This window comes from Natrinema soli (genome assembly GCF_028618695.1).
This window is the reverse complement of sequence record NZ_JAQIVI010000132.1, coordinates 161550-187609: the sequence shown is the minus strand read 5'-3', so window position 1 is coordinate 187609 and position 26060 is coordinate 161550. Positions and strand designations below refer to the sequence as shown.

The 26060-nt window shown below is 60.9% G+C and carries 21 protein-coding genes and 2 pseudogenes; 5 read left to right on the top strand and 18 right to left on the bottom strand.

The features are described from left to right. Positions 1 to 314 (top strand): annotated as a pseudogene (locus tag PGX04_RS09505) (hypothetical protein); the annotation flags it as partial. A gap of 314 nt (positions 315 to 628) precedes the next feature. On the opposite strand, the gene PGX04_RS09500 reads toward PGX04_RS09505, so the two are convergent. The 9 genes from PGX04_RS09500 to PGX04_RS09460 form a co-directional block, all read right to left on the bottom strand. Continuing rightward, positions 629 to 2077 (bottom strand): aldehyde dehydrogenase family protein, encoded by a 1449-nt coding sequence (locus PGX04_RS09500; RefSeq protein ID WP_273738281.1) that lies wholly within the window; start codon positions 2075 to 2077, stop codon positions 629 to 631. A gap of 304 nt (positions 2078 to 2381) precedes the next feature. Further along, positions 2382 to 2606 carry a hypothetical protein gene (locus PGX04_RS09495; RefSeq protein ID WP_273738280.1) on the bottom strand — a complete coding sequence of 75 codons (225 nt, stop codon included), beginning with the start codon at positions 2604 to 2606 and terminating at the stop codon, positions 2382 to 2384. 1 nt (position 2607) lies between these two features. Then, positions 2608 to 3747 (bottom strand): XdhC family protein, encoded by a 1140-nt coding sequence (locus PGX04_RS09490; protein ID WP_273738279.1) that lies wholly within the window; start codon positions 3745 to 3747, stop codon positions 2608 to 2610. An 8-nt stretch (positions 3748 to 3755) separates the two neighbouring features. Then, positions 3756 to 5048: a VWA domain-containing protein gene (locus PGX04_RS09485; protein WP_273738278.1), complete on the bottom strand. Its 1293-nt coding sequence runs from the start codon at positions 5046 to 5048 to the stop codon at positions 3756 to 3758. Beyond that, the gene (locus PGX04_RS09480) at positions 5045 to 5959 is read right to left on the bottom strand and encodes an AAA family ATPase (RefSeq protein WP_273738277.1); all 915 of its coding nucleotides are present in this window, start codon (positions 5957 to 5959) and stop codon (positions 5045 to 5047) included. Before PGX04_RS09480 ends, PGX04_RS09485 begins: the two co-directional genes overlap by 4 nt. Positions 5960 to 6036: 77 nt before the next feature. Further along, on the bottom strand, positions 6037 to 6927 hold the full coding sequence (locus PGX04_RS09475; RefSeq protein ID WP_273738276.1) for an FAD binding domain-containing protein: 891 nt from the start codon (positions 6925 to 6927) through the stop codon (positions 6037 to 6039). After that, on the bottom strand, positions 6927 to 9440 hold the full coding sequence (locus PGX04_RS09470; RefSeq protein ID WP_273738275.1) for a xanthine dehydrogenase family protein molybdopterin-binding subunit: 2514 nt from the start codon (positions 9438 to 9440) through the stop codon (positions 6927 to 6929). The genes PGX04_RS09475 and PGX04_RS09470 overlap by 1 nt, the downstream gene beginning before the upstream one ends. After that, the gene (locus tag PGX04_RS09465; RefSeq protein ID WP_273738274.1) at positions 9437 to 10012 is read right to left on the bottom strand and encodes a (2Fe-2S)-binding protein; all 576 of its coding nucleotides are present in this window, start codon (positions 10010 to 10012) and stop codon (positions 9437 to 9439) included. The genes PGX04_RS09470 and PGX04_RS09465 overlap by 4 nt, the downstream gene beginning before the upstream one ends. Before the next feature lie 3 nt (positions 10013 to 10015). Next, positions 10016 to 10669, bottom strand: coding sequence for an SRPBCC family protein (locus PGX04_RS09460; protein ID WP_273738273.1), 654 nt, complete (start codon positions 10667 to 10669; stop codon positions 10016 to 10018). Between the two features lie 503 nt (positions 10670 to 11172). Between PGX04_RS09460 and PGX04_RS09455 the strand changes: the two genes are divergently transcribed. Together PGX04_RS09455 and PGX04_RS09450 are read left to right on the top strand one after the other, a co-directional pair. Continuing rightward, positions 11173 to 11829: a nucleotidyltransferase family protein gene (locus tag PGX04_RS09455; protein WP_273738272.1), complete on the top strand. Its 657-nt coding sequence runs from the start codon at positions 11173 to 11175 to the stop codon at positions 11827 to 11829. A 115-nt stretch (positions 11830 to 11944) separates the two neighbouring features. Further along, positions 11945 to 12154: a TOBE domain-containing protein gene (locus tag PGX04_RS09450; RefSeq protein WP_273738271.1), complete on the top strand. Its 210-nt coding sequence runs from the start codon at positions 11945 to 11947 to the stop codon at positions 12152 to 12154. A gap of 611 nt (positions 12155 to 12765) precedes the next feature. Here PGX04_RS09450 and PGX04_RS09445 read toward each other — a convergent pair. From PGX04_RS09445 to PGX04_RS09430, 5 genes are read right to left on the bottom strand one after another with little or no spacing between them, the layout of a single operon-like run. After that, a complete protein-coding gene (locus tag PGX04_RS09445) occupies positions 12766 to 14718 on the bottom strand; it encodes a molybdopterin oxidoreductase family protein (RefSeq protein ID WP_273738270.1) in 1953 nt (650 codons plus the stop codon). A gap of 4 nt (positions 14719 to 14722) precedes the next feature. Then, complete coding sequence (locus tag PGX04_RS09440; protein WP_273738269.1) at positions 14723 to 15457, bottom strand: helical membrane plugin domain-containing protein; 735 nt, start codon at positions 15455 to 15457, stop codon at positions 14723 to 14725. A 1-nt stretch (position 15458) separates the two neighbouring features. Further along, positions 15459 to 17807 (bottom strand): molybdopterin oxidoreductase family protein, encoded by a 2349-nt coding sequence (locus PGX04_RS09435; RefSeq protein WP_377042433.1) that lies wholly within the window; start codon positions 17805 to 17807, stop codon positions 15459 to 15461. Continuing rightward, the gene (locus PGX04_RS34605; RefSeq protein ID WP_377042431.1) at positions 17804 to 18754 is read right to left on the bottom strand and encodes a 2Fe-2S iron-sulfur cluster-binding protein; all 951 of its coding nucleotides are present in this window, start codon (positions 18752 to 18754) and stop codon (positions 17804 to 17806) included. Before PGX04_RS34605 ends, PGX04_RS09435 begins: the two co-directional genes overlap by 4 nt. Before the next feature lie 4 nt (positions 18755 to 18758). Beyond that, the gene (locus PGX04_RS09430; RefSeq protein ID WP_273738268.1) at positions 18759 to 20246 is read right to left on the bottom strand and encodes an NADH-ubiquinone oxidoreductase-F iron-sulfur binding region domain-containing protein; all 1488 of its coding nucleotides are present in this window, start codon (positions 20244 to 20246) and stop codon (positions 18759 to 18761) included. A gap of 176 nt (positions 20247 to 20422) precedes the next feature. Between PGX04_RS09430 and PGX04_RS09425 the strand changes: the two genes are divergently transcribed. Together PGX04_RS09425 and PGX04_RS09420 are read left to right on the top strand one after the other, a co-directional pair. Then, complete coding sequence (locus PGX04_RS09425) at positions 20423 to 21709, top strand: L-lactate MFS transporter (protein WP_273738267.1); 1287 nt, start codon at positions 20423 to 20425, stop codon at positions 21707 to 21709. 218 nt (positions 21710 to 21927) lie between these two features. After that, positions 21928 to 22338, top strand: coding sequence for a VOC family protein (locus tag PGX04_RS09420; protein WP_273738266.1), 411 nt, complete (start codon positions 21928 to 21930; stop codon positions 22336 to 22338). A 349-nt stretch (positions 22339 to 22687) separates the two neighbouring features. Here PGX04_RS09420 and PGX04_RS34600 read toward each other — a convergent pair. From PGX04_RS34600 to PGX04_RS09400, 4 genes and pseudogenes are all read right to left on the bottom strand, one after another. After that, positions 22688 to 22981 (bottom strand): annotated as a pseudogene (locus PGX04_RS34600) (IS4 family transposase); the annotation flags it as partial. Between the two features lie 387 nt (positions 22982 to 23368). Further along, positions 23369 to 24415 carry an ABC transporter ATP-binding protein gene (locus PGX04_RS09410; protein WP_273738264.1) on the bottom strand — a complete coding sequence of 349 codons (1047 nt, stop codon included), beginning with the start codon at positions 24413 to 24415 and terminating at the stop codon, positions 23369 to 23371. 3 nt (positions 24416 to 24418) lie between these two features. Then, positions 24419 to 25228, bottom strand: a complete 810-nt coding sequence (locus PGX04_RS09405; RefSeq protein WP_273738263.1) for an ABC transporter permease — start codon at positions 25226 to 25228, stop codon at positions 24419 to 24421. After that, positions 25203 to 25997, bottom strand: a complete 795-nt coding sequence (locus PGX04_RS09400; RefSeq protein ID WP_273738283.1) for an extracellular solute-binding protein — start codon at positions 25995 to 25997, stop codon at positions 25203 to 25205. Before PGX04_RS09400 ends, PGX04_RS09405 begins: the two co-directional genes overlap by 26 nt. Between the last annotated feature and the right edge of the window lie 63 nt (positions 25998 to 26060).

Here is a 26060-nt window from a genome sequence, read left to right as displayed (position 1 = left end):
CGAGCATAGTTCCAACCAATCTCTACGACCTGCTCACTTCTCAAACTGCGCTAACTAGACGGTGCCATATTGAGGATCGTGATGAGCGGTCAAAACGCGAGCTGGAAGCCGTTGCGTACGTCGTGGGGCGCTACTTCGAGCTGGATATGAGTGGAGCAGCGTTCTACCTTGCGGCGTGGAACGGTGACGATCCCGAGGCGATCTCTGACCGGCTTGGCCGGATTAGTCACACAGCGCAAGAGCTGATCGATTCCCTTGAGCAAGAACTCGAACGTGCATCGAAGGCGGAAGCAAAGACGGGTGAGGCAGAATGAGTGAGCCAGTAGTCGAACTTGAGTGATAGAGTGAGGAGAGATGCCGACTACGCTCGATTGTTCACAGAGCTCGAGGAGTCGCTAGCATCGTTCCGAACGGCGACACTCAAAACGTGCTCACCCAGCTGTGGATTGACATCAATGTCAGCGTCGGTCGGTAACACTACACGCTCCCGTGGCGAACTCCACATGGCGAAGATGCTTGCAGTGAGCGTCTCGGTACTCGTGATCAGGACACTCGCACGCGCCAAGATTTGCGTCACAGAGGTATTGTACGTCACCTGCTCCACGACAAGTGGTCGCGGTGACGCCATTTACCGCGGTTTCTCGTCGAGATTCACCGAAATATTTTTCGTCTGTAGATACGATTCGAGCGCTTCAAGTCCCTTCTCACGGCCGATCCCGCTCTTTTTCATCCCACCGAACGGCGTTTCGATCGAGCCGCCGAACCACTCGTTTACGTAGACGCTCCCCGCGTCGATATCGCGAGCCAGACGCAACGCCCGTTTGATATCTCGAGAGAACACGCCGCCCGTAAGTCCGTACTCAACGTCGTTTGCGATGCTGATCACCTCTTCGCGATCGGAGAACGGGATCACCGAGAGTACGGGACCGAAGATTTCCTCCTGGGCGATCTGCATATCAGGATCGACGTCGGTGAAGACCGTCGGCGGAAGGAAACACCCGTCTCGATCGAGTGGTTCGCCGCCGGTCTTGAGGGTGGCTCCTTCGGTTACGCCGGTATCAATGTAGTGCAGCACGGTCTTGAAGTGGTCGGCGTGATTGAGCGGTCCCATATCCGGATCGTCTATACCGGGGCCGAGTGCGTACGATTCGGCTCGGTCGACGAGCCGTTCGACGAATTCCTCGTAGACCGATTCATGTACCAGGGCTCGATCGGCCGCCGAACAGATCTGACCGGCGTTCGTAAAGATCCCGGTGGCGACCCAGAACGCGGCCTCGTCGAGATCGGCGTCGGGCATCACGATCGCAGGATTCTTTCCGCCCAACTCGAGCGTCACGGGAGTGATCGTCTCGGCCGCGGATTTCATCACTGCCTCGCCCGTGGGGACGCTTCCCGTGAACGTGAGCTGGTCGACGTCATCGTGTGACGACAGTGCAGCGCCCGGTTCCGCGCCGCCGGTCACGACATTAATGACCCCGTCGGGCACGCCCGCTTCTCGACAGAGTTCGGCGAGGTGCAGTGCGGAAAGCGGCGTCGTCGGCGCTGGTTTTACCACGACCGTGTTCCCGGCGACGAGTGCGGGTGCGACACCGCGAGCGGTAATACTCAGCGGAAAGTTCCATGGAATGATTTGACCGCTGACCCCGTAAGGCTCGCGAGTGGTCATATCGAGCGTCTCCGTCCCTCTCGGGACGCTCTTTCCCTCGAGTTTGTCGGCGGCGCCCGCGTAATACTCGAAGTAACGGACCGCGTCGTCGATGTCGCTACGCGCCTGAGAAATTGGTTTCCCCTGATCGAGACTTTCGATTCGGGCAAGGTCGTCAGCGTGGTCTCGGAGGATATCCGCGACCTGATGGACGATTCGACCGCGTTCGACGGGCGATTTTGCTTGCCACTCGCTAAGCGAGTCGCGAGCGGCCTCGACCGCCCGGTCGACGTCCGTGCTGGTTGCCGCCGCGAACTGGGCGATGGCGTCACTGGTCGACGGATCCGTGGTCGTAATCGATTCGCCGGTCGACGCCGCTACGAACTCGCCGTCGATAAACAGCTGATACCGGTCTTTCGTTTCGATAGTCATGAGTATACTTACAGCGGACTGATTCGGACCTGATCCGAACGTCACCGCTGTACGTAGACCAACGAATAAAACGCCAATAACGCTATCCATACTCGTCCGTCACTAGTAACTAGAATTGGTTTCAAAATCGCACCAGAAGTAGATTATTGTGGTCAAATGTAGTTATCTGACTATCGGTAGCGGACGATGTCGGAGACCGGAAGATCCGGATTTGACCGGCGAAAAACTGAGACGGAAGCCGTCTGCCCGACCGCGAAGACGAACGATTCGAACCGATCACGCGGCATCCCGCTTCGACGCGAAACTACCGTCGAACGGATACCGTTTTTCCGACAGTCATCACCGGGGTCGAGTCATCAGGATCGATCAGCACCAGCGACCCGTCAGCCCGACGCTCCGCGGGGAACGACGGCGCAGTCGGAACGCCGTAATCGGCGGGAGTCCGAAAGTTCGCGGCGATAACCCACGTTCGAGCGAGCATGGTTCCCGTTCGATCGTCGTCGGTCTCTTCGGAGTCGTCTCGATCCATATCAGTCCCTTTCCGTGCGATCGTGGATCGGACCGCCTCGTCGGCTGAGGTGTTGCGCCGTTCGATCGTTAGCGACCGCGACGACCTCCGCGACGATACTGAGCGCGATCTGATACGGCGCGTCCCCGCCGAGGCTCAATCCGATCGGCGTGTAAATCCGCTTGAGTTCCGCGTCGGTGATGGGGCGGTTCTCCGCGGCGAACTCCTCGCGCATCTCTTCGAACCGTTTCTGAGGGCCCATTATCCCGATATACTCGATCGGCGTCTCCAGCAACCGCTCCAGGGCGAGGCGATCGTCGAGGAAGTTGTGGCTCATGACCACCGCGTACGTGTCCGCGTTCCACTCTCGGAGGTCCGGTATCTCTCGCGGCGACGCCGAAACGACGCCGTCGGCCCGGGGGAACCGATCGTCGTCCGCGCGGCCGCCGCGAAACGAAACGACCGTTACGCGGAAGTCGACGCGGTTCGCCAGCTCGACGACTGGTTCGACGTCGTGACCGGACCCGAACACGACGAGATCCGGCGGCGGCCGCACTCCGTCCACGAATACCTCGACGCGTCCGGCGTCCGTCTCGACAGTCAGCGTCTCGCTCTTCCCGGTCGCAACGAGCGTTCGCGTCGGATCCTCGAGTTCGTCGAGTACCGCCGCCGGGAAACCGGTGCCGTCGGCGAATCCGTCGGCCGGTTCGTAGTACGCCCGATCACCGACTGCGAGGTCAAGCTCGGGCTCGTCGCTGACGACGGTGGCGACACCGATCGCGTCGCCGGCGCCTCGAGCGTCGACGACCGGATGATGCGATTCGTCGAGCGGCTCCAGCAGGACCGTTATCACGCCGTTACAGCCGATCCCGAGGCCCCAGACGTCGTCGTCACCGGTCAGATCCCACGTCTCGACGCGCGGGGAATCGTCGGCCAGTACGTCGGCCGCCAGCGCGCGGACCTCGTCCTCCAGACACCCCGCCGTAATGCTTCCCGCTCCACCGCCGTCGGGCCGGATGAGCATCTTTGCGCCGGGGCGGCGGTACGCGCTCCCGTCGACCGCGATCACCGTCGCCAGGACGGCCGCCGTATCGTCGTCGAGTGTCGTTCGTATTCGATCGAACACCGCTGTTTCCGGGAGACTCCAGTCGCTCGTGCTCATTGTTGAATTCAGGTAGTCGTCCGCCGATTCGACCGCGCGTCGAACTCGTAGCCGATTCGTCCGCCGACGTCCATCTGTCGGAGTTGTCGCGCCAGTTCGGTGACGTCGTCCGGGCCGGCGAACGCGAACAGACCATCGAGATACGGAACTGCAGCGGCCATTCCGCGAGCGGTCGGTTCGTAGGACGGCGTCGTCGCCAGCGGATTTAACCACAACACCCGCTCGGCTCTGCGATCGATCCACGAGAGCTCGCGTTCGAGGGCGTCGACATCGCCCCGTTCGAGGCCGTCGCTGACGACGAACACGACCGTGCGTCGATCGACGGTCTCCGGTTCCGTCTCGCGAAGTTGCTCGAACGAGCGTCCGATCCGCGTACCGCCGCCCCAGGCGGCTTCGGCGGCCTCGAGCGCCTCGAGCGCCGTCGCCGCCGACTCCGCGTCGAGGGAGTCGGTCACCTCCCTGAGGTCTTCGTCGAAAAAGAACACGCGAGCGTCCCGCCAGTCGCGGCGGGCTCTGCGGAGGAACTCTATCAGGAATCCGCGATCGACAGTGTCGAGAACGGACCGGCTTACGTCGACCAACAGTACCGCGCGGACTGCCGTTCGTCGGCGGTCTTGCTTCGGGACCGAGAGGACGGTCCCGCCGGTACTCACGCTCGCGCGGAGCGCCCGCCGGATGTCGGCGCGATCGGTTCCCGACTGGAACCGCCGCCCCCGCAACCCGCCGAGTACTCGAGTGAGGTCGCGAAACGGCGTTGCGAGACCCCTCGAATCGGTCGGGAGTCGTCCGTCGACCGCCTCGTCCGATCCCGACGGACTGTACAGCGCCGTCGTTGCCCCGCTCCCGTCGTCTTCGGCGGCGTCAGGAACCGCCGCTGCAAACGATTCGGCGAGCGAACGCCCGGTGACGCGATTGGCGTCCTCGAGACCGCCGGATCCGTTCGAACCGTCCCCGTCCGCGTTGGGATCACCGGGCGACTCGAGGGCAGCCTCGAGTCCGTCGTCGATCGGAGCGGACGGTCGTCCGTCCTCGAGGCCCCTCGTGAGCCGACGCCAGAACGTCTCGAACAACCGGTCGAACGCGTCGAAATCCTCGTCGTCGGTGAGGAGACTGGCCCGCAACGCCGTTCGAACGCGGCCGCGATCTTCGAGTCCGACTTCGACGATCGCCCTGGCTGCGGTCGTTCCGGCGTTGGCCGGGACGGTAGCGCCGCTACGGCGGAGTTCACGGACGAATCGGACGAGTTCCGTCCGGACGTGGTCGTGGATGTCCACGTCGGTCTCGTCCGCACGCTCGCTCACGCGTCACCTCCCGCTCGCTCGGCGGCCTCGAGCAGTTCCGTTATGAGGGCGTCGTCGATCCGTTTGATGTCCTCACCCGCTTTCAGCAGACAGCCGAGCGTGTTTCGAATCGTTTCCCGCTCGAGCGTCCCGTCGCCGTCGTCGCGCAGCGAGGCGATCGCTCGAGCCCAGTCGATGGTTTCGGCCGCGCCGGGCGGTTTTCGCAGCGGTTCCTCGCGGAGACGAGCGGCGATCGCACAGAGGTCCGTGGCGACGGTATCGTCCAATTGCGGTACCTTCCGGCGGAGAATGGCAGTCTCCTTCTCGAGGGACGGTGGTTCGACATACAGGTACAGACAGCGGCGCTTGAGCGCGTCGCTCAACGCTCGCGTTTGGTTTGACGTGACGATCACGATCGGCGGCCGGTCGGCCGAGATCGTCCCCAGTTCCGGGACCGACACCTGAAAGTCCGAGAGCACTTCGAGCAACAGCGCCTCGAACTCGTCGTCGGCGCGGTCGACCTCGTCGACCAGCAGGACCGGCGGCCGATCGGCATCGCTATGAAGTGCTCGTAGGAGCGGTCGTTCGAGCAGGTATTCCTCGGAGAACACCGACGATTCAGGATCATCCCCTCGCTGAACCGCGAGCAACTGTTTCGTGTAGTTCCACTCGTAGAGCGCGTGTTCGGCGGTCAAACCCTCGTAACACTGCAGCCGTATCAGTTCGCTCCCGAGGGTCGACGCCAACACCTTCGCGAGTTCCGTCTTCCCGGCACCCGGCTCTCCCTCGACCAGCAGCGGCTTTCCCAATCGCAGCGCCAGGAGTACGGTAGTGACGATCTCGTCTTCGGCGACGTAGTCCTCCGCCGCGAACGCTGACCGGACGTCGGACTCCGTCAGGTCTGCGAACGTCGCGGGTGGTTCGTCCGTCATGTAGGTAGGGTGGGTTCGCCGGTTCGTTCGACGTTCGATCCGTCGCGAAGCGCGTTCTCGTTCCCGTTCACGCTCGGTCAGTCCGCAGCCGCGGGTGCGGAGATCCGGTCGATCGACGCTTCGAGTGCGCGCTCGGTGTACACCTCGAGCAGTTGGGCGCGAAATTCGCCCGACGCCTGCAGGTCGTCCATCATGAGCGCCGTATCGAGGTCGTCGGTCGCATGACCGGCGGCCGTCGCGATCGTCTCCTCGTCGAGCGACTCACCGATCAGGGACTCCTCGACTGGCTCGAGGCGAACCCCGTGATCCATCGCGCCGTTCGCACCGATTTTGGCCGATGCGACAGTTCCGTCGTCGACCGTCAGCAGGGCCGCGACGCCGACCATCGCGTACCCCGAGGACGGACTCGGCTTCTTCGCGTAGGTGCCGATGGCGTCCGTCGCCGAGGGGACCTCGATCCGGGTGAGGAGTTCGGCGGGGCCGAGGTCCGTGGCGTACATCCCGTAATAGAACTCGTCAGCGGGGATCGATCGCTCGCCGTCGGGGCCCTGCACGACCAGCGTCGCATCGGAGACCAGCGCGGCGCCGGGGAGATCGGAGGCCGGATCCGCGTGCGCGAGGTTACCGCCGATCGTGCCGCGGTTTCGGACCTGTCGATCGCCCACCCGTTCGACCGCGGCGGTCAGCGCCGGCGCGTGCTCGCGAGCGTCTTCGGATCCGAGGACGTCGCTGTAGCGGTTCATCGCGCCGATCGTGAGCGTCTCGTCGTCGACGGCGACCCCGTGGAGGTCGTCGACCTCGCCGATGTCGATCAGGACGTCGGGACTCGAGAGCCCGGTCTTCATCGCCGGGAGCAGACTGTGACCGCCGGCCAGCAGCTCCGTCTCTTCCATCGCGTTCTCCTCGAGCAGGTCGATCGCTTCCTCGACCGTCGTCGCCTCGTAGTAGTCGAACTCGTCGGGGTACATTACGAATCACCTCCGGTGCCGTCGGCAGCGGTGTCGGGGTCGTCAGTCTCGTCGGCGCCGCCGACCTCCGAGTCAGCGGTCCCGCCGTCCGCGGCAGCGGCCGGCGTCTCGGTCTCGGGTTCGGTTCGACCGTCGACGGCGTTCCAGATTCGTTCAGCCGTCATCGGCATCTTCACGTGGTCGACGCCGAACGGCTCGAGGGCGTCCGTGACCGCGTTTACGACGGCCTGCGGGGCCGCGATCGTTCCGGCTTCGCCGACTCCCTTGACGCCGAGCGGATTGTGCGGACTCTCCGTAACGGTCGAGCCTGTTTCCATCTCCGGGATATGCATCGCCTTCGGGACGGCGTAATCTTGCATCGATCCCGTCAAGAGCTGTGCGTTCGAGTCGTACTCCGCGCCCTCGTAGAGCGCTTGGCCGACGCCCTGGGCGACACCGCCGTGGACCTGCCCCTCGACGATCTTGGGGTTAATCTGGTTGCCGACGTCGTCGACGGCGACGTACTGATCGAACTCGATCTCTCCCGACTTCGGGTCGACCTCTACGACTGCGACGTGGGTTCCGAACGGGAACACGAAGTTGTCCGGGTCGTAGAACGACGTGGCCTCGAGTCCAGGCTCCATGTCGTCGGGAATGTCGTGAGCGAGATAGGACTGCTCAGCGACCGCCTTGATGCCTATCGATCGGTCGGGCGCGCCCGCGACTCGGAACTCGCCGCCCTCGAACTCGATGTCCGCGGGATCGGCCTCGAGCTGGTGAGACGCGATCTCGCGGGCCTTGTCGACGAGTTTCTGTGAACTCTTGACCAGCGAACTCCCGCCGACCGCCGCCGATCGAGAGCCGTACGTCCCCATTCCGTGTGGGATTTCGTCCGTATCACCCTCGACGACCTCGACGTCCTCGTAGGGGATGCCGAGTTCGTTCGCGACGATCTGTGCGTACGTCGTCGCGTGTCCCTGCCCGTGACCCGACGTGCCGCAGAAAGCCGTGACCGTCCCGGAGGGATGAAACCGGACGAGACTTGACTCCCAGAGCCCGGCCTGTGCACCGAGCTGGCCGGCGAGTTCCGACGGCGCTAAACCGCAGGCCTCGATGTAACAGGAGAAGCCGATACCGAGGTATCGACCGTCTTCGCGGGCTGCTTCCTGCCGCTCGCGGAACGACTCGTAGTCGGCCATCTCGAGGGCCTTGTCGAGCGTCTTCTCGTAATCGCCGCTGTCGTAGACGACGGCGACTTGCGTCTCGTAGGGGAACGCGTCCTCGGGGACGAAGTTCCGCCGCCTGAACTCGGCGGGGTCCATTCCCATCTCCTCGGCGCCGAGCTTCGCCAGTCGTTCGATCACGAACGACGCCTCCGGACGGCCGGCGCCCCGATAGGCGTCGACCGGCGGCACGTTCGTGAACGCGCCCCTCACCGAACAGTGGATCGCCGGGATGTCGTACTGCCCCGAGAGCAGTGTCCCGTAGAGGTACGTCGGAACGGCGGGAGCGAACGTCGAGAGATACGCGCCGAGGTTCGCTTTCGTGTCGACTCGGAGACCGATAACGTCGCCGTCCTCGTCCATCGCGAGGTCGGCCGTCGTCACGTGCCCGCGGCCCTGCGCGTCGGTCTTGTACGTTTCCGTGCGGGTGGCGGTCCACTTGACCGGTCGCTCGAGGTGTTTGGCGACCCACGCCACCAGCGCCTCGTCGGCGTAGTGGTGGATCTTGCTCCCGAACCCGCCGCCGACCTCCGGGGCTTTGATCCGCAGTTTATGCTCCGGATGCCCGATCACCCCCGACATGAGCAGGCGGTGCAGATGGGGATTCTGGGAGGTCATGAACACGTCGAGTTCGTCCGTCCCGGGACTGTAGTCGGCGACCGCGGCCCGCGGTTCCATCGCGTTCGGGATGAGCAACTGGTTCTCGAGGTCGATGCTCGCGGTGTGTGCGGCCGATTCGAACGCCTCCTCGGTCCGCTCGGCGTCGCCGATCTCCCAGTCGAAGGCGACGTTGCCTTCGGCGTCGTCGTGGAGTTCGGTCGCGTCGTCTTCGAGAGCGTCGACCGGGTCGGTCACGGCGTCGAGTCGCCCGTAGTCGACGTCGATGGCGTCGACCGCGTCGTGGGCGAGGTACTGATCCTCGGCGACGACGACCGCGATCGCATCGCCCTGATACCGGACTCGGTCGTCGGCCAGTATCGGATGGTCGACCTGTCGGAGACTGTCGAGCAGCCAGCCGACGGGCAGTGAGTACGAGCCGCCGCCGGGCGTGTCCTCGCGGTGGAGGTCGTCGTGGGTGTAGACGCCGACGACGCCGTCCATCGCCTCGGCCTCGCTCGTGTCGACATTCTCGAGCTTCGCGTGGCCGTGCTGACTCCGGAGGATCGCCATATGGACCATCCCCTGCAGCTGGATGTCGTCGGTGTACTCGGCGTCGCCGGTGATCAGCGCGGGATCCTCCCGGCGTTCGATGGCCGATCCGAGGATGTCGGCAGCGTCGACTTCGTCCGGATCGATCGACTCGATGCTCATTCCGCGTCACCTCCGTCGGTCGGCCAGCGCACCTCGCCTTCGCTGGCGCTGGAACTACATTGGGAGTCGCCAGCCCTACAACCGCCGTCGGCGACGGCGCCGGCGTGCATCTCGTCGGCCGCGTTCTCGACGGCGTTGACGATGTTCTGGTAGCCCGTACACCGACAGAGGTTCCCCTCCAACCCCTCGCGGATCTCCTCGCGACTGGGGTCGGGATTCTCCTCGAGGAGATCGGTCGCCGCCATCATCATCCCGGGAGTGCAGTACCCACACTGGAGTCCGTGCTCCTCCTGGAATCCACCCTGAATGGGGTGAAACTCTCCATCCTCGGCTAGCCCTTCGACCGTCTCGATCGTCGCGCCGTCGGCCTGTACTGCCAAGACCGTACAGGACTTGACCGCGTCATTGTCGAGGTGGACCGTACATGCGCCACAGAGGCTGCTCTCGCAACCGACGTTCGTCCCGGTGTAGCCGAGTTCGTCTCGGATCGCGTGAACCAGGAGCGTCCGCGGCTCGACCGTGAGTTCGTGTTCCGTTCCGTTGACCGTCAGCGTGATATCGTGTTCAGTCATAACTTACGAGTCGCTCGCGTCGCTTCCCGACCGGCCGAGTACTCTGTCGACCAGTCCTCGGTCACTCTCGGTCGGGTCCGATTCATCGGCCGATGCGTCGCCTTCGGCGGCAAGTTGCCGCTCACGGAGTTGATCCTGTACCGACGAGAAGAACCGTTTGACCACCCGGTTCGCGACCGGATTGACGACGCGTTGGCCCATCTGAGCGATCTTCCCGAACACGTCGGCTTCGGTCTCCCACTCGACGGCGACCCCGCCGTCGGTCTCAGAGAGGGTCATCCCCGACGACATTTCGAAGGAGCTGTTACTCGACGACCCCTCGCCAACAGCGGACATCTCCGGGTACTCGCGGTGATCGATCGTCACGACCGTCTCGAACGTCGGATTCACTGGCCCGACGCCGATCTGCATCAGCGCCGCGTAATGGCCCCCCTCCTCGAACGCGCGTTCGGCGATGGCCTCCGGGTCGGCGGTCGGTTCGACCTGCCGATCGGTCGCTTCGTCGCGCAATTCGTCGAAGTCGACGTCGGTATCGTCGACGCGTACCAGAAACTCACATCCCGGTAACGACTGCTCGACTAACACCGGATCCGATAACGCGAGCCACACCTCGTCGACGGTCGTCTCCTCAAGTTCGAACGTCCCATTGAATTTCATATTGATACCGACTGGCGCGTGCCAGTCTTTGACGTGGTTCGGCAATGCGCATAACCATAATACTTTGCATCTCGGCGGTAGATGGTCCATTTCGTAACTAGAATCGGTTAAGACGTTGCGGAAGTGTAACCGATTTGCAATCGATACGACGCTACAGGCGATCGCGTTCACCTGTGAGAAGCAGGGTGCGGTCTCCCAAACGCCGGCGCAGCGATCGTACCCTTTGAGCGACGTCGAGACGGCGATTCGTGGCGGGACCAGCTCTCCATTGCGAGAACGGACTACTCGACGTTCGAATCTTCAGAGAGTTTTTCCAAGACTGAACTCAGAAGCAACAGCCTGCGGCCGAGTCGGCCGCCGATGGTTTTCGACATGGGCGAACGCCGACGATAGTACGATCATACGGGGATATTTGTACGCGATCCACGTACGAGTCGTACGGCCAGCCGATCGTCAATCCGACACCCATCGCGATTTCGGTCGGCGTGACCACACGATACGTAATGATCCCGGACGACTTTCCCTGCTATGGGGCCGACGCAATCGCTGACGCGCTCGAGAGAACCGATCCCCTCGAGTCGACGATCGTCGGCGTCGTCCTCGCCGGTGGAACGAGTTCGCGGTTCGGGTCGGCGAACAAGCTACTTGCCGAACTCGACGGCGAGCCGCTGATCCGGCACGCGTCGCGAACGCTCGTAGACGCGGCCCTCTCGGAGGTCATCGTCATACTCGGATACGAAGCGGAGGCAGTGCGTACCGCTCTCTCCGGAGTCAACGCGCGGACCATCAGCAATCCGAGCTACGAGGAGGGGCTGTCGACGTCCGTCGAGGCGGCGATCCGCGCCGTCGGAACGCCGGAGACGGACGCGGTAGTGTTTCTTCCCGGAGACATGCCGACCGTCGATTCGAGCACCGTCCAACTCCTCGTCGACGCGTATCGAGCAGAGCTGGGGACAGCGCTGGCAGCTGCCTACGACGGCCACCGTGGGAACCCGGTACTATTCGATCGCAGTCACTTCGATGCCCTTCTCGACGTCACGGGTGACGTCGGGGGTCTCCCCGTACTAGCAGAGAGCGACGATAGTGCTCTCATCGAGACCGGCGATCCCGGCGTCCTCGTAGACATCGATACGATCACTGATTTGCGACACCAAGAGTGAGTTCGATCGGTATCGTCGGGATCGATAGCGGTTTCGACGACACTTTCCGATGAGCGATCCGCGTCGTTGCCCTTGCCTGTACAGGATTATATATTTTCCTCGGGGAGGAACTGATATGGCAATCAGCGCTCGCAACCGACTCGAGGGGGCTATCCAGTCGGTCGAAACAGACGGTATCGTCGCCGAAGTAGAAATCGAAACGGATGGAGGAGAAGTTGTAACAGCGGTGATTACGAAGAATTCCGTGGACCGTCTCGGACTCACTGAAGGCGACGACGTGAATGCGGTGATCAAGGCGACTGAAGTGATGATAGAAGATACATAATAGCCTCACCGGTACAGAAAATCCCCGTTGACTCCGTTGAAATCCCCTTCTTCGCGCAGTAACCCTCGTGAAACTACTGCTCACGACAGCCGCTTATTGAACGGTGGGCGGTAAACGAGTATCCGCGAGCAACGCGAGCGGTTTACCACCGGAGCGGGGTGAAGCCCCTCGACGGCGGTTTTTTGCCATCAACGGGTTTTGCCGGGGCTCGACCGAGTGAGCGAAGTGAACGAGGGGGGGGTCCCGGTAAAAGAGATTGCTTACGGAATTTCAAGCGCAATGTCTCGCCCTTCAGGGCGGGGATACGCGCGACAACAGGGCTATAACCGCAATCTACAGGTCGCCCACGTCGTACCGTAGGCGACAGCATACCAAAACGCCCCGTTCGCGGCTGCCCACTCCGCCGACGCGTGTCGGTGGAGTCCGATCGATGGCACGGCCCGTGTCGGGCCCGTCGGAAGGACGGATTCGAACGCACCCGTTCGGACGGGCGCCCCTCTCGCGGTTCGGGCGACCGGGCGTGTGCGGAGCCACAAGCGGGGGAGTCCAAACGGGCTGACGTCGTCACGCGCGCCCATCGGCACGACTCCCCACGAAGGAATCCTCGCGCGTCAGCGCGGGGAGGATGTCAATGAGACGGTTGCCGCTTCGCGTCGAAGGAACGGGTCAGCCACGTCCGCGGGCAAATAGACGGTGCCCTGACGGATACTGTCGTCGTGTTTGGCAGTTGTTTGGATGGAAATATCCTCACTTGAAACGACGATACCCTCGTCAGCAGTAATCCCTCGCTCGTCCGCGTCAGTGGGGTTAATTCGAAGCGTTCGGTCAGCCGTATACTTATCATTGTGTGAATTACTCTTGCGCCCGCCCGTCACTAACCGGAACCCGTTATCGGGCCCGCGCTCGACAAGCGGTTGTACCGAACCAAACTGTGCGCGTCCGTCCACAGTCTCGAAGGTCTCACGATAGAGGAAACCATCATCATCGAGAGGCCACTGGCACCCCACACGTCCAATTTCGCTGTGAGATAACCCCGCATGGGTCGGGGCGACTCGGCTTAGTTCGTCAAATACTTCCGAGACACGGGAGTATTCAAATTCGTTCGGCCGTTCAGTCAATTGCATCCCAAGATCCGTTAGTATCGTGAAGTCTGACCGTGCCTGTTCAGGTGGCGTTCTTGTCCGTTGAATCCGCTGAATGCGTCGTTCAAGGTTAGTGAATGTCCCTGCTTTCTCGGTCCCGGTTGAGGCTGGGAGAACGACATCAGCGTGGCGAGTCGTCTCGTTTGGCACAAGATCAACGACAACGAGCACATCGAGTGCGTTCAAACGCTGACGAACCCAGTCCGGGTCGCGTTTCGAAATTGCAGGATTCTCACCGACAGCAAGCGCGCCGTGAACGTCACTGCCGAACGAAGCGAGCAATTCTTTTGCCGTCTTTCCCGGACTGGAGGGGGGATCAATGCCCCATTCCGATGCGATCCGCGCCCGCGCCCTTGGATCGGTTACCGGTTGATGACCGGGGAGTCTGTCGGGAACACAGCCAGCATCCGTCGCTCCCTGTTCGTTGGCGAGGCCACGAAGCACGTACAATCCGGCTCCGTGACAGCCAATATTACCCGTCAATAAGAGCAAATTAAGTAGCGCCTCCGGCGCCTTCGTTTCACCGGAGGAACGCTCGATACCAGTCCCGACGAGCGCCGCAACTCGGTCGGCGTCTGTGAGATAATCCGATACCGCTTCTATGGACTCCTCCGCAACCCCCGAGACCGAGAGCGTCTCGCCGTATTTTATATCGGTTATAGACGTTTCGAACCGGTCGAACCCACGTGTTCGGTTGTCGACGAACGTCCGATCAACGCCTGTCTCATTGGCAACTATCTTGGAACTCAAGAGGTCAAATACCAGCGCATCCATTCCCGGTCTCGGCTTCACGTGTCTGTCGGCCAAGCGTGTCGTCCGATTCCCGACGGGATCGATGTGGACGAGCGTGGCGCCCTCATTGACTGCTGGTCTGATGAAGCTATTGAATGCGATGGGTTGACGTTCAGCAGGATTGGCACCCGCGACGATAATAACGTCCGCGTCCAGTAGCTCAGCGAGACTATTAGTCGTCGCCGGCCAACCGATCCGGTCGGTGAGTATCCGGGTGGTTGAGACATGACAGAGCCGTGCGCGGTTATCGACGTTGTTCGTTCCGAGCATTCGCGCAAGTTTCTGTAGGAGGTAGTTCTCCTCGTTAGTACAGTGGGGCGCACCGAGAAACGCCAGCGCGTCGGACCCGTATGTATCCAGTATCGCCTCGAACCGCTCAACGATGTGATCGTAGGCAGTAGCCCACGAGACGGATTGTAGGTCGCCGTTCTGGCGAATCAATGGGTTCGTGAGACGGTCGTCGTCCGTGCTATCAAATGCACTGATGCCTTTCCGGCAGAGCCGTCCGTTCGGATTCGCCGATCCGGCGACTCCCCGGGCGTGCGTTTCGTCGACCCCAGGTTTCAAGCGACACCCGACACCACAGAGCGGACAGATCGTTTTCGAGTCGTCCGGCGTTTGATCTGGCACTGTGTTATCGGGCCCTCAGTTGGCGGCCGAGGGCTTTCAGGACTGTGACGATGTACCCGAGGCCGGCGCGAACGTCGCTGTTTCTGAGTTGACCGAAGAGACCGACGAGTCCGACAGGTTTCGACCCCCGCTGTGCCGCTCCGACGGCGCCGAGGAGGGTGTTTAATCCCTCGGCAGCGTCCCCGTCAATTTCGAGAACGGAAAGCGTCTTGGCGAGTTCGAGGAGGTCATCGAGGTGTCCTTCCTGCTGGAGGGCGAGAACAACGTCGAGCGCCTCGACAGTCTTGGTGCCGTTCTCTTCGAGCATCGTCGACAGCTTTTCGATCTCCGCTGCAGAGAACGACTCCCCAAAGGCGGTTGCAACAGTCACGAAGCCCTCGAGATGCCCCTCGCGCTGGAGGCCGAGGATCAAGTCGAGCGAGGCCGACAGATCGTCAGCGTTGTCACCGAGTTCGGCCGCTAGTTCGGTCGCTTCTTCAGTCGAGAGGCTGTCGACCGCCTCGATCAGATTGGCTGCCGAGGACGTGATGTGATCGAGTTCGGCTGTATCGGCACTGGCAGCGATCAAAATCGCCGTTGTGAGCGCATCGTCCAACTCATCGACCCCCTCGACGAAGTCGGCGAGTTCCTCGCCGTGAGCCGCCAACGCCTCCTGTAGTGCTTCACTATTGTCGGTCACCGCTGTCTTCTGTGCCCCGTTGGTCGCCGCTTCGGGGTAGGACTCTTGTCGCTTCGCCATATCAGTCATCCCCCGTACTGGCTTCAATATCGGCAGTCTGAATCGGTTCAGACTCCCCTTCGTAGGGGCCGATACGGACGGCTGATACCTTGAACTCCGGCGTCGCCGCTTCAGGGTCGAGGTGCTCCTCGTCGGTCAAACGGTTCACGGCGCTCTCGGCGAAGTGTATCGGCACGAAGACGTTCTCCGCGCCGACGCGGTCAGTCACTTGAGCCGGGACGACAATCTCTCCGCGTCGGGACTCAACCTCGACCATGTCACCGCTCTCGATGCCGTGATTCCGGGCCGTATTGGGATGGATCTCGATAAAGTCGCTGGGCGTGTACTGCATAATGCCCTCCTCGCGGTGGGTCATCGTACCCGTGTGATACTGGTAGAGGACGCGTCCGGTGGTGAGCGTGAACGGGTACTCTTCGTCCGGCGTCTCCGCGGGTTCGCTGTAGCCGATTCCGAGGAGGTTCGCCTTGCCGTTGTCGGTGTTGAACTGCTCTTCGTAGAGGCGTTCGGTCCCGGGATGGTCCTCGTCCCAGCAGGGCCACTGGAGGCCACCTTCGGCCTCGACGCGGTCGTGGGTCACGCCACCGTACAGCGGCGTCAGCGAGTTTACCTCCTCCATTATCTCCGCGGTCGAATCGTAGTCCCACGCTCGTCCCATGCGGTTCGCGAGGTCCTGCAGGATCTCCCAGTCCGGGCGGGAGTCGCCCTTGGGTTCCATCACTTCCTTGACCATCTGAACGGTCCTGTCCGTGTTCGTGAACGTACCCGTCTTCTCGACGAACGAACATGCGGGAAGGACGACGTCGGCGTACTGGGCGGTTTCGTTCACGAACAGATCTTGAACGACGAGGAACTCTAGGTCCTCCAGCACGCCTTCGGCGTGGTTGACCCCAGGTTCCGAGAGCGCCGCGTTCTCGCCGATGATGTACATCCCACGGATGTCATCGTTGTCCGCCGCGAGGAACATCTGGGTCGTGTAGTAGCCGTACTCTTCGGAGATGTCGCAGTCCCAGGCGTCTTCGAACTTCGCTCGAACGTCGTCGTCGGCGATGTCCTGATACCCGGAGAAGTTGTCGGGGAGCGGTCCCATGTCGCCGCCGCCGCCCTGGACGTTGTTCTGCCCGCGGAACGGTGAGACGCCCGCGCCGGGCTTCCCGAGATTGCCGGTGATAGCCGCGAGGTTCGCCATCGCGATGACGTTCTCCGTCCCGTGGGAGTGTTCGGTGAGGCCGAGCGTCCACCCGAACACGCAGGCGTCCGCCTCGGCGATGGTCTCGGCCGCCGAGACTATCTCTTCGTGCGGGATGCCGGTGACCTCCTCGACGACTTCGGGAGTGAATTCCTGAACGGCAGCTCTCACGGCCTCGAAGCCCGTCTCACGCTCGTCGACTCTCTGCTCGCGGTCGTCGGCCGAGTCGTGGTCGACCGCACCTTCGGGCTCATAGCCGGTCACTCGTTCTCTCACGAACTCTTCATCGTAGAGGTCGTTATTGATGATGTGGCGGATGATGCCGTTTATCCAGACGGCGTCGTATCCGGGTTTGACCCGACTGTATTGTGTCGCGTACTCGGCGATCTGGACCTCCCGCGGATCGAAGACGAGGAGGTCGGCACCCTCCCGGACGTTCTGTTTGATCCGGGTCGCGAGGACTGGGTGGGCTTCCGTCGTGTTCGACCCCGTCAAGAGGATGCAGTCGGCGATTCCGAGGTCATCGGTGCTGATCGACGCCGCGCCGTAGCCGTACGTTTGTGCGAGTCCGGCCACCGTCGAGGAGTGACAGAGGCGATTACAGTTGTCGACGCTGTTGGTCCCGAGTACCTGCCGTGCGAACTTCCCAATCAGGTAGTTCTCCTCGTTGGTCGCCTTCGACGAGGCGATCACCGATAGTGCCTCGCCGCCGTGGTTCTCCGTGATGGAACCGAGCCCGTCGACCACACGGGAGAGCGCCTCGTCCCACGACGCTTCGCGGAACTCGCCGTTCTCATCACGGACGAGCGGCGTCGTCAGTCGGTCGTCGGAATTGACGAAGTCGTAGCCGAACTTCCCCTTCACACAGGTCGAGATTCCGTTGACCGGCGCGTCTTCCTCGTCCGTCGGGCGTGCCGCCAGAATCTCCTCGCCATCAGAGTAGAGATCGAACCGACAGCCGACTGCGCAGTACCCGCAGGTCGTGTCAGCGACGTTCAACTCCTCTAGACGCTTATCACCGACTGACTGGGCGATCTCGAACAGTTTTCCTTCCGAGAGGGTCTCGGCTGCGACGCCCTCGGCAACGTGTTCGACGTTCTCGAGAGCTTGCTCTTTGGCCTGTTGCATGTATCTCGCGACGCCGTCCAGTTCGTTGTCGTTCATGGCCAATCACTCTCCCTTGCGTCTTCCCAGGCCGCTGTCCCACCTGTCTCGTCGTCAGCCTTCGCGTGTGTTTCGTCCGTCGTTGTTCGTTCCGCTCGCTTTTTCGGTGTCATGGGACCTTTAACTGTTCCGGAGTTTTCGTCGGTCTTCCCGATGCTGTTTTTCTGGGTGAAACCGGGCAGGGGAATCGTCGTCGCGTCCTCGATCCCCTTCTCGACGAGTGCGCCGGTCGGACAGACGGTTGCGCAGTGACCGCAGGAGACACATGTCGAGTCCTCCATCGTCTCGGCGTCGTTCTGGAAGCCGATGCGCGTGTCCTGTCCGGAGCCTTCCATTCGAAGGACGCCTTCGACCTGAACGTCGTTACAGGCTTCGACACAGCGGTTACAGAGGATACACTTGTTACGGTCGATCTGGATGAACGATGAAGAGTCGTCGAGCGGTTCGTACTCGTCACGGTCGTCGAGCACTCCGTAACGCGGTTCCTCGATCTCCTGTTCGATGGCGGCGTCCTGAAGTTCGCAGCGCCCGTTCTTTCCACAGGTCGTACACCGCAGGTTGTGGTTCGACAGGACGAGATCGAGGTTCACGTCTCGTGCCTGCGAAGCGTCTTCCGCATCAGTCCGGATCGTCAAGCCGTCCTCCGCTGGGAAGCTACACGCCGGCACGACGCCGTATTCGTCGGTGTCGACCATGCAGGTTCGACACTCGCTTCGCGGGCCGATCCCTTCGCGGCCGTAGTGACAGAGTGCGGGGACGTACTCGTCGGTTTCGACCGCCTCAACGGCGTCAAGCAATGTCGCCCCGACGCTGACCGATACGTCGGTCCCGTCGACGGTCACTGTCGCAGGCGCATCGCTGCCGACTGGTGGATCGGATGCGGTTCCCGGTGCGATTTCCTCTGTTAGCGGCGGTACACTGACGTGCTCCTGCTGTTCTGAACTCATGTGATTACGTCTCCAGTGTTTCGAGGCAGCTGCCAGCCGGGCACTGCCCCTTCGCGTGGGCCTTGAACTCTGATTCGAATTCTGTGACTGCCGTCCGGGCCGGCCGTCCCGCCTGCACCCCGAATGCACAGATACTCGAGGTAGCCATTACCTCGGCTAATTCCGCTATGCCGTCCGGATTATACTCCCCGTCGTACACGTCTCGGAGGAGATCCGCGAGCTGTGTCGTTCCTTCACGACACGGGACACACCGACCGCAGTTCTCCTCGGCTGCAAACTGCGTTCGTTGTCCGACGAACTCGACGACACAGCGATCGTCCGTGAGTACGTGGACGGCTCCTTCAGTACCGAGGTCTGCATCCGCCAACGCCTCCGGACCGACACCGATATCGAGGTCGCCGCTGACGCCACCGAACCGGCCCCCGACGTACGCTGCTTTGAATTCGCCCGTTATGTCGACCGCGTCAACAACAGCGTCCAACGTCTCCGTTTCCGGTACTTCGACTGTCGCTGGGCTCGTGACATCACCCGTCACGGTCACCACCCGTGTGTCTCGAACATCCCCTTCTCGGAGCCCGACTGCGAGATGCGCGAATGTTCGAGGGGTGTGGACGAGTGCCGGCTGACCGTGAAGCCCGACTTCGTTCAGACTTGGCGGATTGACGCGCGCTTCCAGTCGATGGTTCCCTTCGATCGCTTCGATCGCCATCGTCGGTTCAGCCGCCCGGTACTCCGCGGGACCAGTAACTACGTCGACCTCGGCTGTCAAGTCGGGGTAGTTCTTCACCGCCTCTCGAACCGTCCAAACAGCATGTTCGTCATCGGCAGACGCGTAGATGACAACCTGATCAGCGTCAACAGTATGAGCGACGGCAACCGCTCCTTCAAGAACTTCGAAGGGAGCGCTAGCGAGCAGGAGAGTGTCTGCGGCGTTTCCATGCGCATTCACAACAACGACCTTCTCACCGTCGACGCCACGAACAGCTTTCCACGTCTCAGCAAGAGGGTCATCGTGACAGAGATCACCCCAGCCCCTCCCGCGGAGAGTTGCCCCAATAGCTAGTACCGCTCGCGGGTCCAGTTCGTTAAATCCGTCCGCTGCCTCGTGATCCGCTGGGCTCGTTGGCCGACGCCACCCGCAGGCGCCCAACACACCGCGAACACCAGTGCTCAAGCCCGGCAACCGAGTACTCGGGAAGCGCGTCCTGTCCGGCTGGTGGTCGACAACGGTGTCCGGGTCCGAAGCTGCGATGTCGTCTGTCTCGTCGACACTCGAAACGACCTCCGCTACGCGCTCGGATGAGCATTGCAAATAGAACGCGGTTTGGTCCCCACGAGTCACCGTAACGAGCGGTTCAACTGCCGATATCCCCGTCGACCCTACTCTCGCGACTGTACTATCGGTGTCGGTGGTCGATCCCGAAAGGTCCCGTTCCGGGTCGAAATTGGAAATTCGGATAACTGGTCCGTCGGTTGTCGTGATAGCTGTCATTTGCTATCTTCTCTCTGTGGTATAGATTCCCAGTGAAATAAATTGCCGGGTAGAAAAGCACCCTTCTGTAACCAGATTGGTTTTACAAATAACTTCTTCTTATATATCTTTTGGAAGAGGACAACCATTTATGTTAAACAGGCCTTTATCTGCCCACTAGTTTACCATGATAGATGATGTCAGCCGTAGAAGCAACCAAGAACCGGTGGTTGATCGCAGCGTCGGCCGTCGCAATCCACTTGTCGATCGGCAGTATCTACGCGTACAGTATCTACCAAATCCCCTTGAACGAGACCCAGGGCTGGAGTACATCGAGCGTAACACTCGCGTTCTCCATCGCAATTTTCGTACTCGGAATCACAGCAGCTTTCCTCGGAAAATACGTAGAGAAGTACGGCCCGCGGAAATCAGGGCTGGCCGCGGGAGTCCTGTTCGGACTCGGAATGGTGGGATCGGGGGTCAGCATCCAACTCGGGAGTCTCCCGATGTTCCTCGCTACTTTCGGTGTCCTCAGCGGAATGGGTATCGGTCTAGGCTACATTTCCCCGATCGGAACACTCGTCGAGTGGTTCCCCGATCGGCGTGGGATGGCAACGGGCCTCGCGGTCATGGGCTTCGGTGCCGGCGCATTGCTGACTGGCCCACTTGGGAACTTCTTACTGCAGAACTACGGCGTCGCGATGGCATTCTACGCGCTCGGTAGCTTGTATTTCGTCCTGATGGTGATCGGCGCAAGCTACCTCGCCAAGCCCAAGGATGACTGGCTTCCCGAAGGGATGCAGGACGAAGAGGACGCACATGAGAAAGCGACGAGCGCGCTGTTGGGACTCGAGAACCTTACCGCGAGGGAAGCGCGCACATCACCGCGCTTCTGGATGGTGTGGCTCATCATCTTCATCAACGTCTCTGCGGGCATTATGCTGCTCGCGTTCGCGTCACCGATGCTCCAGCAGATCGGGGGCGCGACCGCCACGACGGCTGCGTTCATCACTGGTTACATCGGCGTTTTCAACGGTGGAGGTCGCATCTTCTGGTCCACGCTGTCGGACTACATCGGCCGGACGACCACCTACTTGGCGTTCATGATCATCCAGATCGCCGCCTTCTTCGTCATGCCACAGCTCGCAGGCGTCTGGATCCTCGCATCGGTCATATTCCTCGTCATCACGTGCTATGGCGGCGGGTTCGCTTGCCTCCCAGCATATCTTAGTGACCTCTTCGGGACGGATGAGGTCAGTGCGATCCACGGCTATGCGCTTACTGCGTGGAGTATCGCCGGTGTAGTCGGCCCACAACTCGCCTCGTTCGTTCTCGAATCGACTGGAAGCTACACGAATGCACTGTACATTATGAATGTCACCCTCGTCGTCGGGCTTGTCACGGTTCTCGTCCTCCGCTGGCGGATCGGTAAGCTCCAGGCCGTCAGTTCCACCCAAGAGGCCAGAGCTGCGACGACCGACTGACGGCCGGCACCACCCACTGGATACCCCATCCCCGCTGACGAATATACGCACGGGATTCTCGCCCTGTTTGGACTGCGACCGGTGTCGATGTATCGATCAACCGATAGTCGCTGACAGCGACTAGTAGAGCATGTTCACTTACGCCTGCTTGGCGCGTCTATATCTACTGTCAGCGCCTTCACTAGAGGAGAGGTACCATTCCTCAAACAGATCTCACCATGACACACGCAATCAACTGGTTCGAAATTCCAGTCACCGAGTACGACAGAGCTGTTGAGTTCTACTCAATGGTATTGGACCGTGAGATAGACGAATACGATGACGGAGAAGAAACAGAGGGTAGATACGGAATCATTCGAACTGAAGAGGGAGAAATCGGCGGTGCAATCGCACAGATCGACAGCTACACCCCCGATAACAGCGAAACGACGATTTCCTATACACCCGACGACGACAGCGGGACGATCGTTTATCTGGCCGTCGAACGCGATCTGAACGACGCGCTCTCCGCGGTTGGGGTTGCCGGTGGCGAAGTTCTCGTAGAGAAACAGGATTCCGATGCGGGGGGCTACTTCGCGTTCGTCAGAGACACTGAGGGCAACCGGATCGGGCTGATGTCCGCGGAATAACGATATCAGAAGTATGAGAAACGTGATAGCATCGGAGTTAGTATCGCTGGACGGTATGATGGAATCGCCGGAAGCGTGGACATCCGCCCACTCTAACGACAAGATGGGGAAGCGAACGCAGCGGATATGGCTACCGCGGACCTCCCGTTATCGCTTTCGCTCCGGACCACCCTTCAGCCCAGCAGTTCGACTGAAGTGAGCGTTCCTCCAGTGCGAGATACAACTCGCAGTAGGACCGGGAACGGCGAAACGTCGCTTGTGCGACGAGCAGAAGCAGTGAACTGCATAACGAAATCGCTGATCGAGAGGGGTGCCACTCGGTGTTGGCGTTCCCGGCTTGGCTGAGCCCGCCAGGCCGGATCGTCGCCAGCTCACCATCATTGGTCTGGTTCGGATCGACAGTGCCGTACGCCACGCGCTCGGTCAGCGCGTGGCGACCCACGTTCGGATCGATCGTCCCTTCCAGGATCACCAGCCCGACGCTCTCAGACGAGTAACCCAGCTGCGTGGCCATTGTTTCGAGCAGTTGTCCACTCAACCGCTTGAGTCGCTTCGAGAACCGCATCGGTTGTACCCGGCTCGTCTCTTCGGAAGATTCCGGGGCGGCGAGTCCGAGCGGTGCTCGGACCCGCCTCAACAGGTACATCCGGGATGAAGATATCCCGGATGCGACTGAACCGCCCTTCGAGTGATAACTGGGTTCGCCCGATCTCGACACTGACGTAACTGACGAGATCGGCGAGGAGTTCGGTTAGCTCGGGAGTGATCCACTGCTGGATTGAGCCGACGCCATCACCGGTGAAGGCCTTGTAGAGGTCGTTAACGGCACTAACAGAGCCATCCGAGTGATCAGTCCCAGCCAAGAACGTCAAGAGGAACGGAGTCGGGTCGATGTTGCGGTCACGTTCGATGAGGTCGGTGCGCAACTCTAGTCGCGCATCGGCCGGGGAGGGATCAGAGAGTTCAGCGCTTGGCAGATGACGTGAAGCCGTTGATGTGGGATTCCCGCGTCTTCAGGCGCGGGAGGATGTTAACCGATGAGATGAATCGCATCAGGTGGAATCGTTACTCGAACGCTGGAATCAGCTTCAAGGTCCAATTGGTCGAAATTCGGTGGGCGAATCGTCGTAGTGAGTGTGATTGATACTTCGTCGAGGGTTATTTCCACCCGGTATTCATCCCCTTCGTTTAACCACTGGTCAATCGTTCCCGAAGCCGTGTTCCTACAGTGTGTGTTAACACCGCCGCCCGGTGCATACACCTGTACACGCGATGGATGGATACAGAGAGTAACAGTTGTCCCAGTTGCGGCCGTAGTCGTTGCCGACCGAAGACAACCATTGCCAACTCGAAGGAGCGCGGTATCTTCGTTCTGTTTGGCGACTGTTGCTTCGAACAGGTTCTCGTTGCCGGTGAATCTCGCGACGAATCGCGTCGCAGGTCGGTTGATAACGTTCATCGGCGATCCAACTTGCTCAATTGTTCCATCTCGAAAGATAGCAGTTCGATCACCGAGCGCCGTCGCCGTTCGCTGATCGTGAGTGACATAGATCACCGGAATTTCGAGTGATTTGAAGAGCGTATGTAGCTCCCCGCGAAGTCGACGCCGAATGGGGGCATCAAGACTCGATAGTGGTTCATCCAAGAGTAGAGCATCAGGATCGGCCGCCAATGTGCGGGCAAGCGCTACACGTTGCTGTTCGCCGCCCGACAGTCTCGGCGGCCGACGATCCAGAACGTCCGTTATCTCGAGCAGCGATGCGAGATCGGTAACCCGATCCGGGTCAGTTGCAGCATATCCAATGTTCTTCCGGGCAGTCATGTGCGGGAACAGTGCTCCGTCCTGAAACACGAGGCCTGTCCGCCGCTCCTGGAGGGAACGTCCATCGAGGCGTTCGCCGTTCAGCGAGATGGAGCCTCCATCCGGATCGACGATGCCCGCGATTAGCGACAGCAATGTCGTCTTGCCGCTTCCGGACGGACCGAGGACCGAAAGAACTTCGTTGCCGACGGTGAGCCCGACCGGGCCAAAGTCGAAGCTGTCGTACGTCTTGATAAGAGAGTTTAATTCGAGCATTAACTACTCTAGTGGATTCGTGCCGAGTACATTCAGAATACCAAGCGTTGCGACGGCGATTCCGACCAGAATGACTGCCACAGGGAACGTGTTCTCTAATCCGAGCGTCGTAAACGAGACCCAGATCTGGACGGGCATCGTCCGTGGATAGTACGCGAGCATAATCGTGGCGCCGAACTCGCCGATCGCTCGAGCGAATGCGAGGGTGATTCCAGCGAGGATTCCAGGCCAGGCGAGCGGTAGTGTGACCCGGCGAAACGTCGCCAGCCGACTCTTCCCGAGTGACTGTGAGGCGTACTCAAGGCTCCGGTCGACGCTCTCGAAGGCTGCTTTCGCCGTGACGACGACGAACGGCGATGAGACGAACGTCTGCGCCAGCACGATTCCTGCGACTGACCGAGTGAGTTGGATTCCGTTTGCTGTCGCCAGTTCCCCGAGAAACGAGTTCGGGCCGACAACGGTGAGCAACACCATTCCGCTGACTATCGGCGGTAGTACGAGTGGCAGAACGACTAGAGCAGTCACGACTGTTTTCACCCTCCCATCGGCGCGGGCAATCCAGTAGGCCAGTGGCAATCCGAACAGCGACGCGATAGCCGTACTCACAGCCGATGCCGTGAGTGATGTGGTTGCGGCCGAGACGACGTCGGGCCTGGTCAGTCGCTGGATGATAACCGCCGGCGGTTGACTGAGAACGAGCGAGAGGAGCGGAACGAGGTAGTAACAGAGCAGCACCGCTCCGAGTAGGAACGTCACCGACAGCCAGTCGAAACGCTCGACGGCCGCGTCAGTTCGTGACTTCGTCGGGAGCATTGCCTGTGAATTGGGGATAATCGTCCGGAACGACGAATCCGAACTCGTTCAGATACTCGCCCGTTATGTGTTCTATGAACACATCGACGACGGACGGCAACTGATCGCGAATCGTCGAGCCGTAACTGATGAGTCCGCCTCTAATGACCTTCCCGCTCGGGAGTTCGTATGTGGAGGTTGCGTAGGTATCGCTGTACGACGGATCGCTGAAGTCGATTTCCGCCGGGAGGTCAATATATTCGTACCCTCTCTCAACAGCCATGTTTCGATATGCAATGGCGGCATCGATCGCCCCTATCTCAAACTGGCTAATGAGCTGTGTTTCGGGATAGATCTGTTTTCTACTGGGAATTGCTTCTCGTAGATCCGTGTCCGTCCCGTAGTACTCAGTCGCGAGTTCGAGCATGAGCAGTGCTCGATATCCGAGCGGATCGAGATCCGGGTCCGTTCGTCCGATCGCGACATCGCCACGCAAGAGGGGTTGGTACCAATTCTCAGCTCCGGCGTCGGCGAGCTGTTGGCCACCTTCGGTATTGGGGTTGTACGCGATGACGATCGAGTTGGTCGCGAATTCGGCAAACCAGTCTGGGTGGAGTGGTGAGTCAAAAAGAGTGACATCCGCGACCGAGACAATATCGGGATTTTTCTGTCCCTCCGCGATGTGTCGAGCGACCTCAGCGGAGCCGTGGGCTTCGATTTGAACAGTCACATCCACGCTCGGCCGCAATCCGTTTTCAAGTGTATTGTTCAAGCTTCCCGCAGCGAGCATCGAGACAGTCACCGACTGTTCGTCTCTTCCTTGGAGGACACCGGAACAGCCAGCGGCTCCAGA

Coding starts and splice junctions, on each gene's coding strand:
- PGX04_RS09480 (WP_273738277.1), bottom strand. CDS start 5,959: ATGACGGACGAACCACCCGCGACGTTCGCAGACCTGACGGAGTCCGAC.
- PGX04_RS09455 (WP_273738272.1), top strand. CDS start 11,173: ATGATCCCGGACGACTTTCCCTGCTATGGGGCCGACGCAATCGCTGAC.
- PGX04_RS09435 (WP_377042433.1), bottom strand. CDS start 17,807: ATGAACGACAACGAACTGGACGGCGTCGCGAGATACATGCAACAGGCC.
- PGX04_RS09500 (WP_273738281.1), bottom strand. CDS start 2,077: ATGACTATCGAAACGAAAGACCGGTATCAGCTGTTTATCGACGGCGAG.
- PGX04_RS09495 (WP_273738280.1), bottom strand. CDS start 2,606: ATGGATCGAGACGACTCCGAAGAGACCGACGACGATCGAACGGGAACC.
- PGX04_RS09460 (WP_273738273.1), bottom strand. CDS start 10,669: ATGAAATTCAATGGGACGTTCGAACTTGAGGAGACGACCGTCGACGAG.
- PGX04_RS09400 (WP_273738283.1), bottom strand. CDS start 25,997: ATGCTCGCTGCGGGAAGCTTGAACAATACACTTGAAAACGGATTGCGG.
- PGX04_RS09425 (WP_273738267.1), top strand. CDS start 20,423: ATGTCAGCCGTAGAAGCAACCAAGAACCGGTGGTTGATCGCAGCGTCG.
- PGX04_RS09470 (WP_273738275.1), bottom strand. CDS start 9,440: ATGAGCATCGAGTCGATCGATCCGGACGAAGTCGACGCTGCCGACATC.
- PGX04_RS09430 (WP_273738268.1), bottom strand. CDS start 20,246: ATGACAGCTATCACGACAACCGACGGACCAGTTATCCGAATTTCCAAT.
- PGX04_RS09465 (WP_273738274.1), bottom strand. CDS start 10,012: ATGACTGAACACGATATCACGCTGACGGTCAACGGAACGGAACACGAA.
- PGX04_RS09440 (WP_273738269.1), bottom strand. CDS start 15,457: ATGGCGAAGCGACAAGAGTCCTACCCCGAAGCGGCGACCAACGGGGCA.
- PGX04_RS09490 (WP_273738279.1), bottom strand. CDS start 3,747: ATGAGCACGAGCGACTGGAGTCTCCCGGAAACAGCGGTGTTCGATCGA.
- PGX04_RS09405 (WP_273738263.1), bottom strand. CDS start 25,228: ATGCTCCCGACGAAGTCACGAACTGACGCGGCCGTCGAGCGTTTCGAC.
- PGX04_RS09420 (WP_273738266.1), top strand. CDS start 21,928: ATGACACACGCAATCAACTGGTTCGAAATTCCAGTCACCGAGTACGAC.
- PGX04_RS09475 (WP_273738276.1), bottom strand. CDS start 6,927: ATGTACCCCGACGAGTTCGACTACTACGAGGCGACGACGGTCGAGGAA.
- PGX04_RS34605 (WP_377042431.1), bottom strand. CDS start 18,754: ATGAGTTCAGAACAGCAGGAGCACGTCAGTGTACCGCCGCTAACAGAG.
- PGX04_RS09410 (WP_273738264.1), bottom strand. CDS start 24,415: ATGCTCGAATTAAACTCTCTTATCAAGACGTACGACAGCTTCGACTTT.
- PGX04_RS09450 (WP_273738271.1), top strand. CDS start 11,945: ATGGCAATCAGCGCTCGCAACCGACTCGAGGGGGCTATCCAGTCGGTC.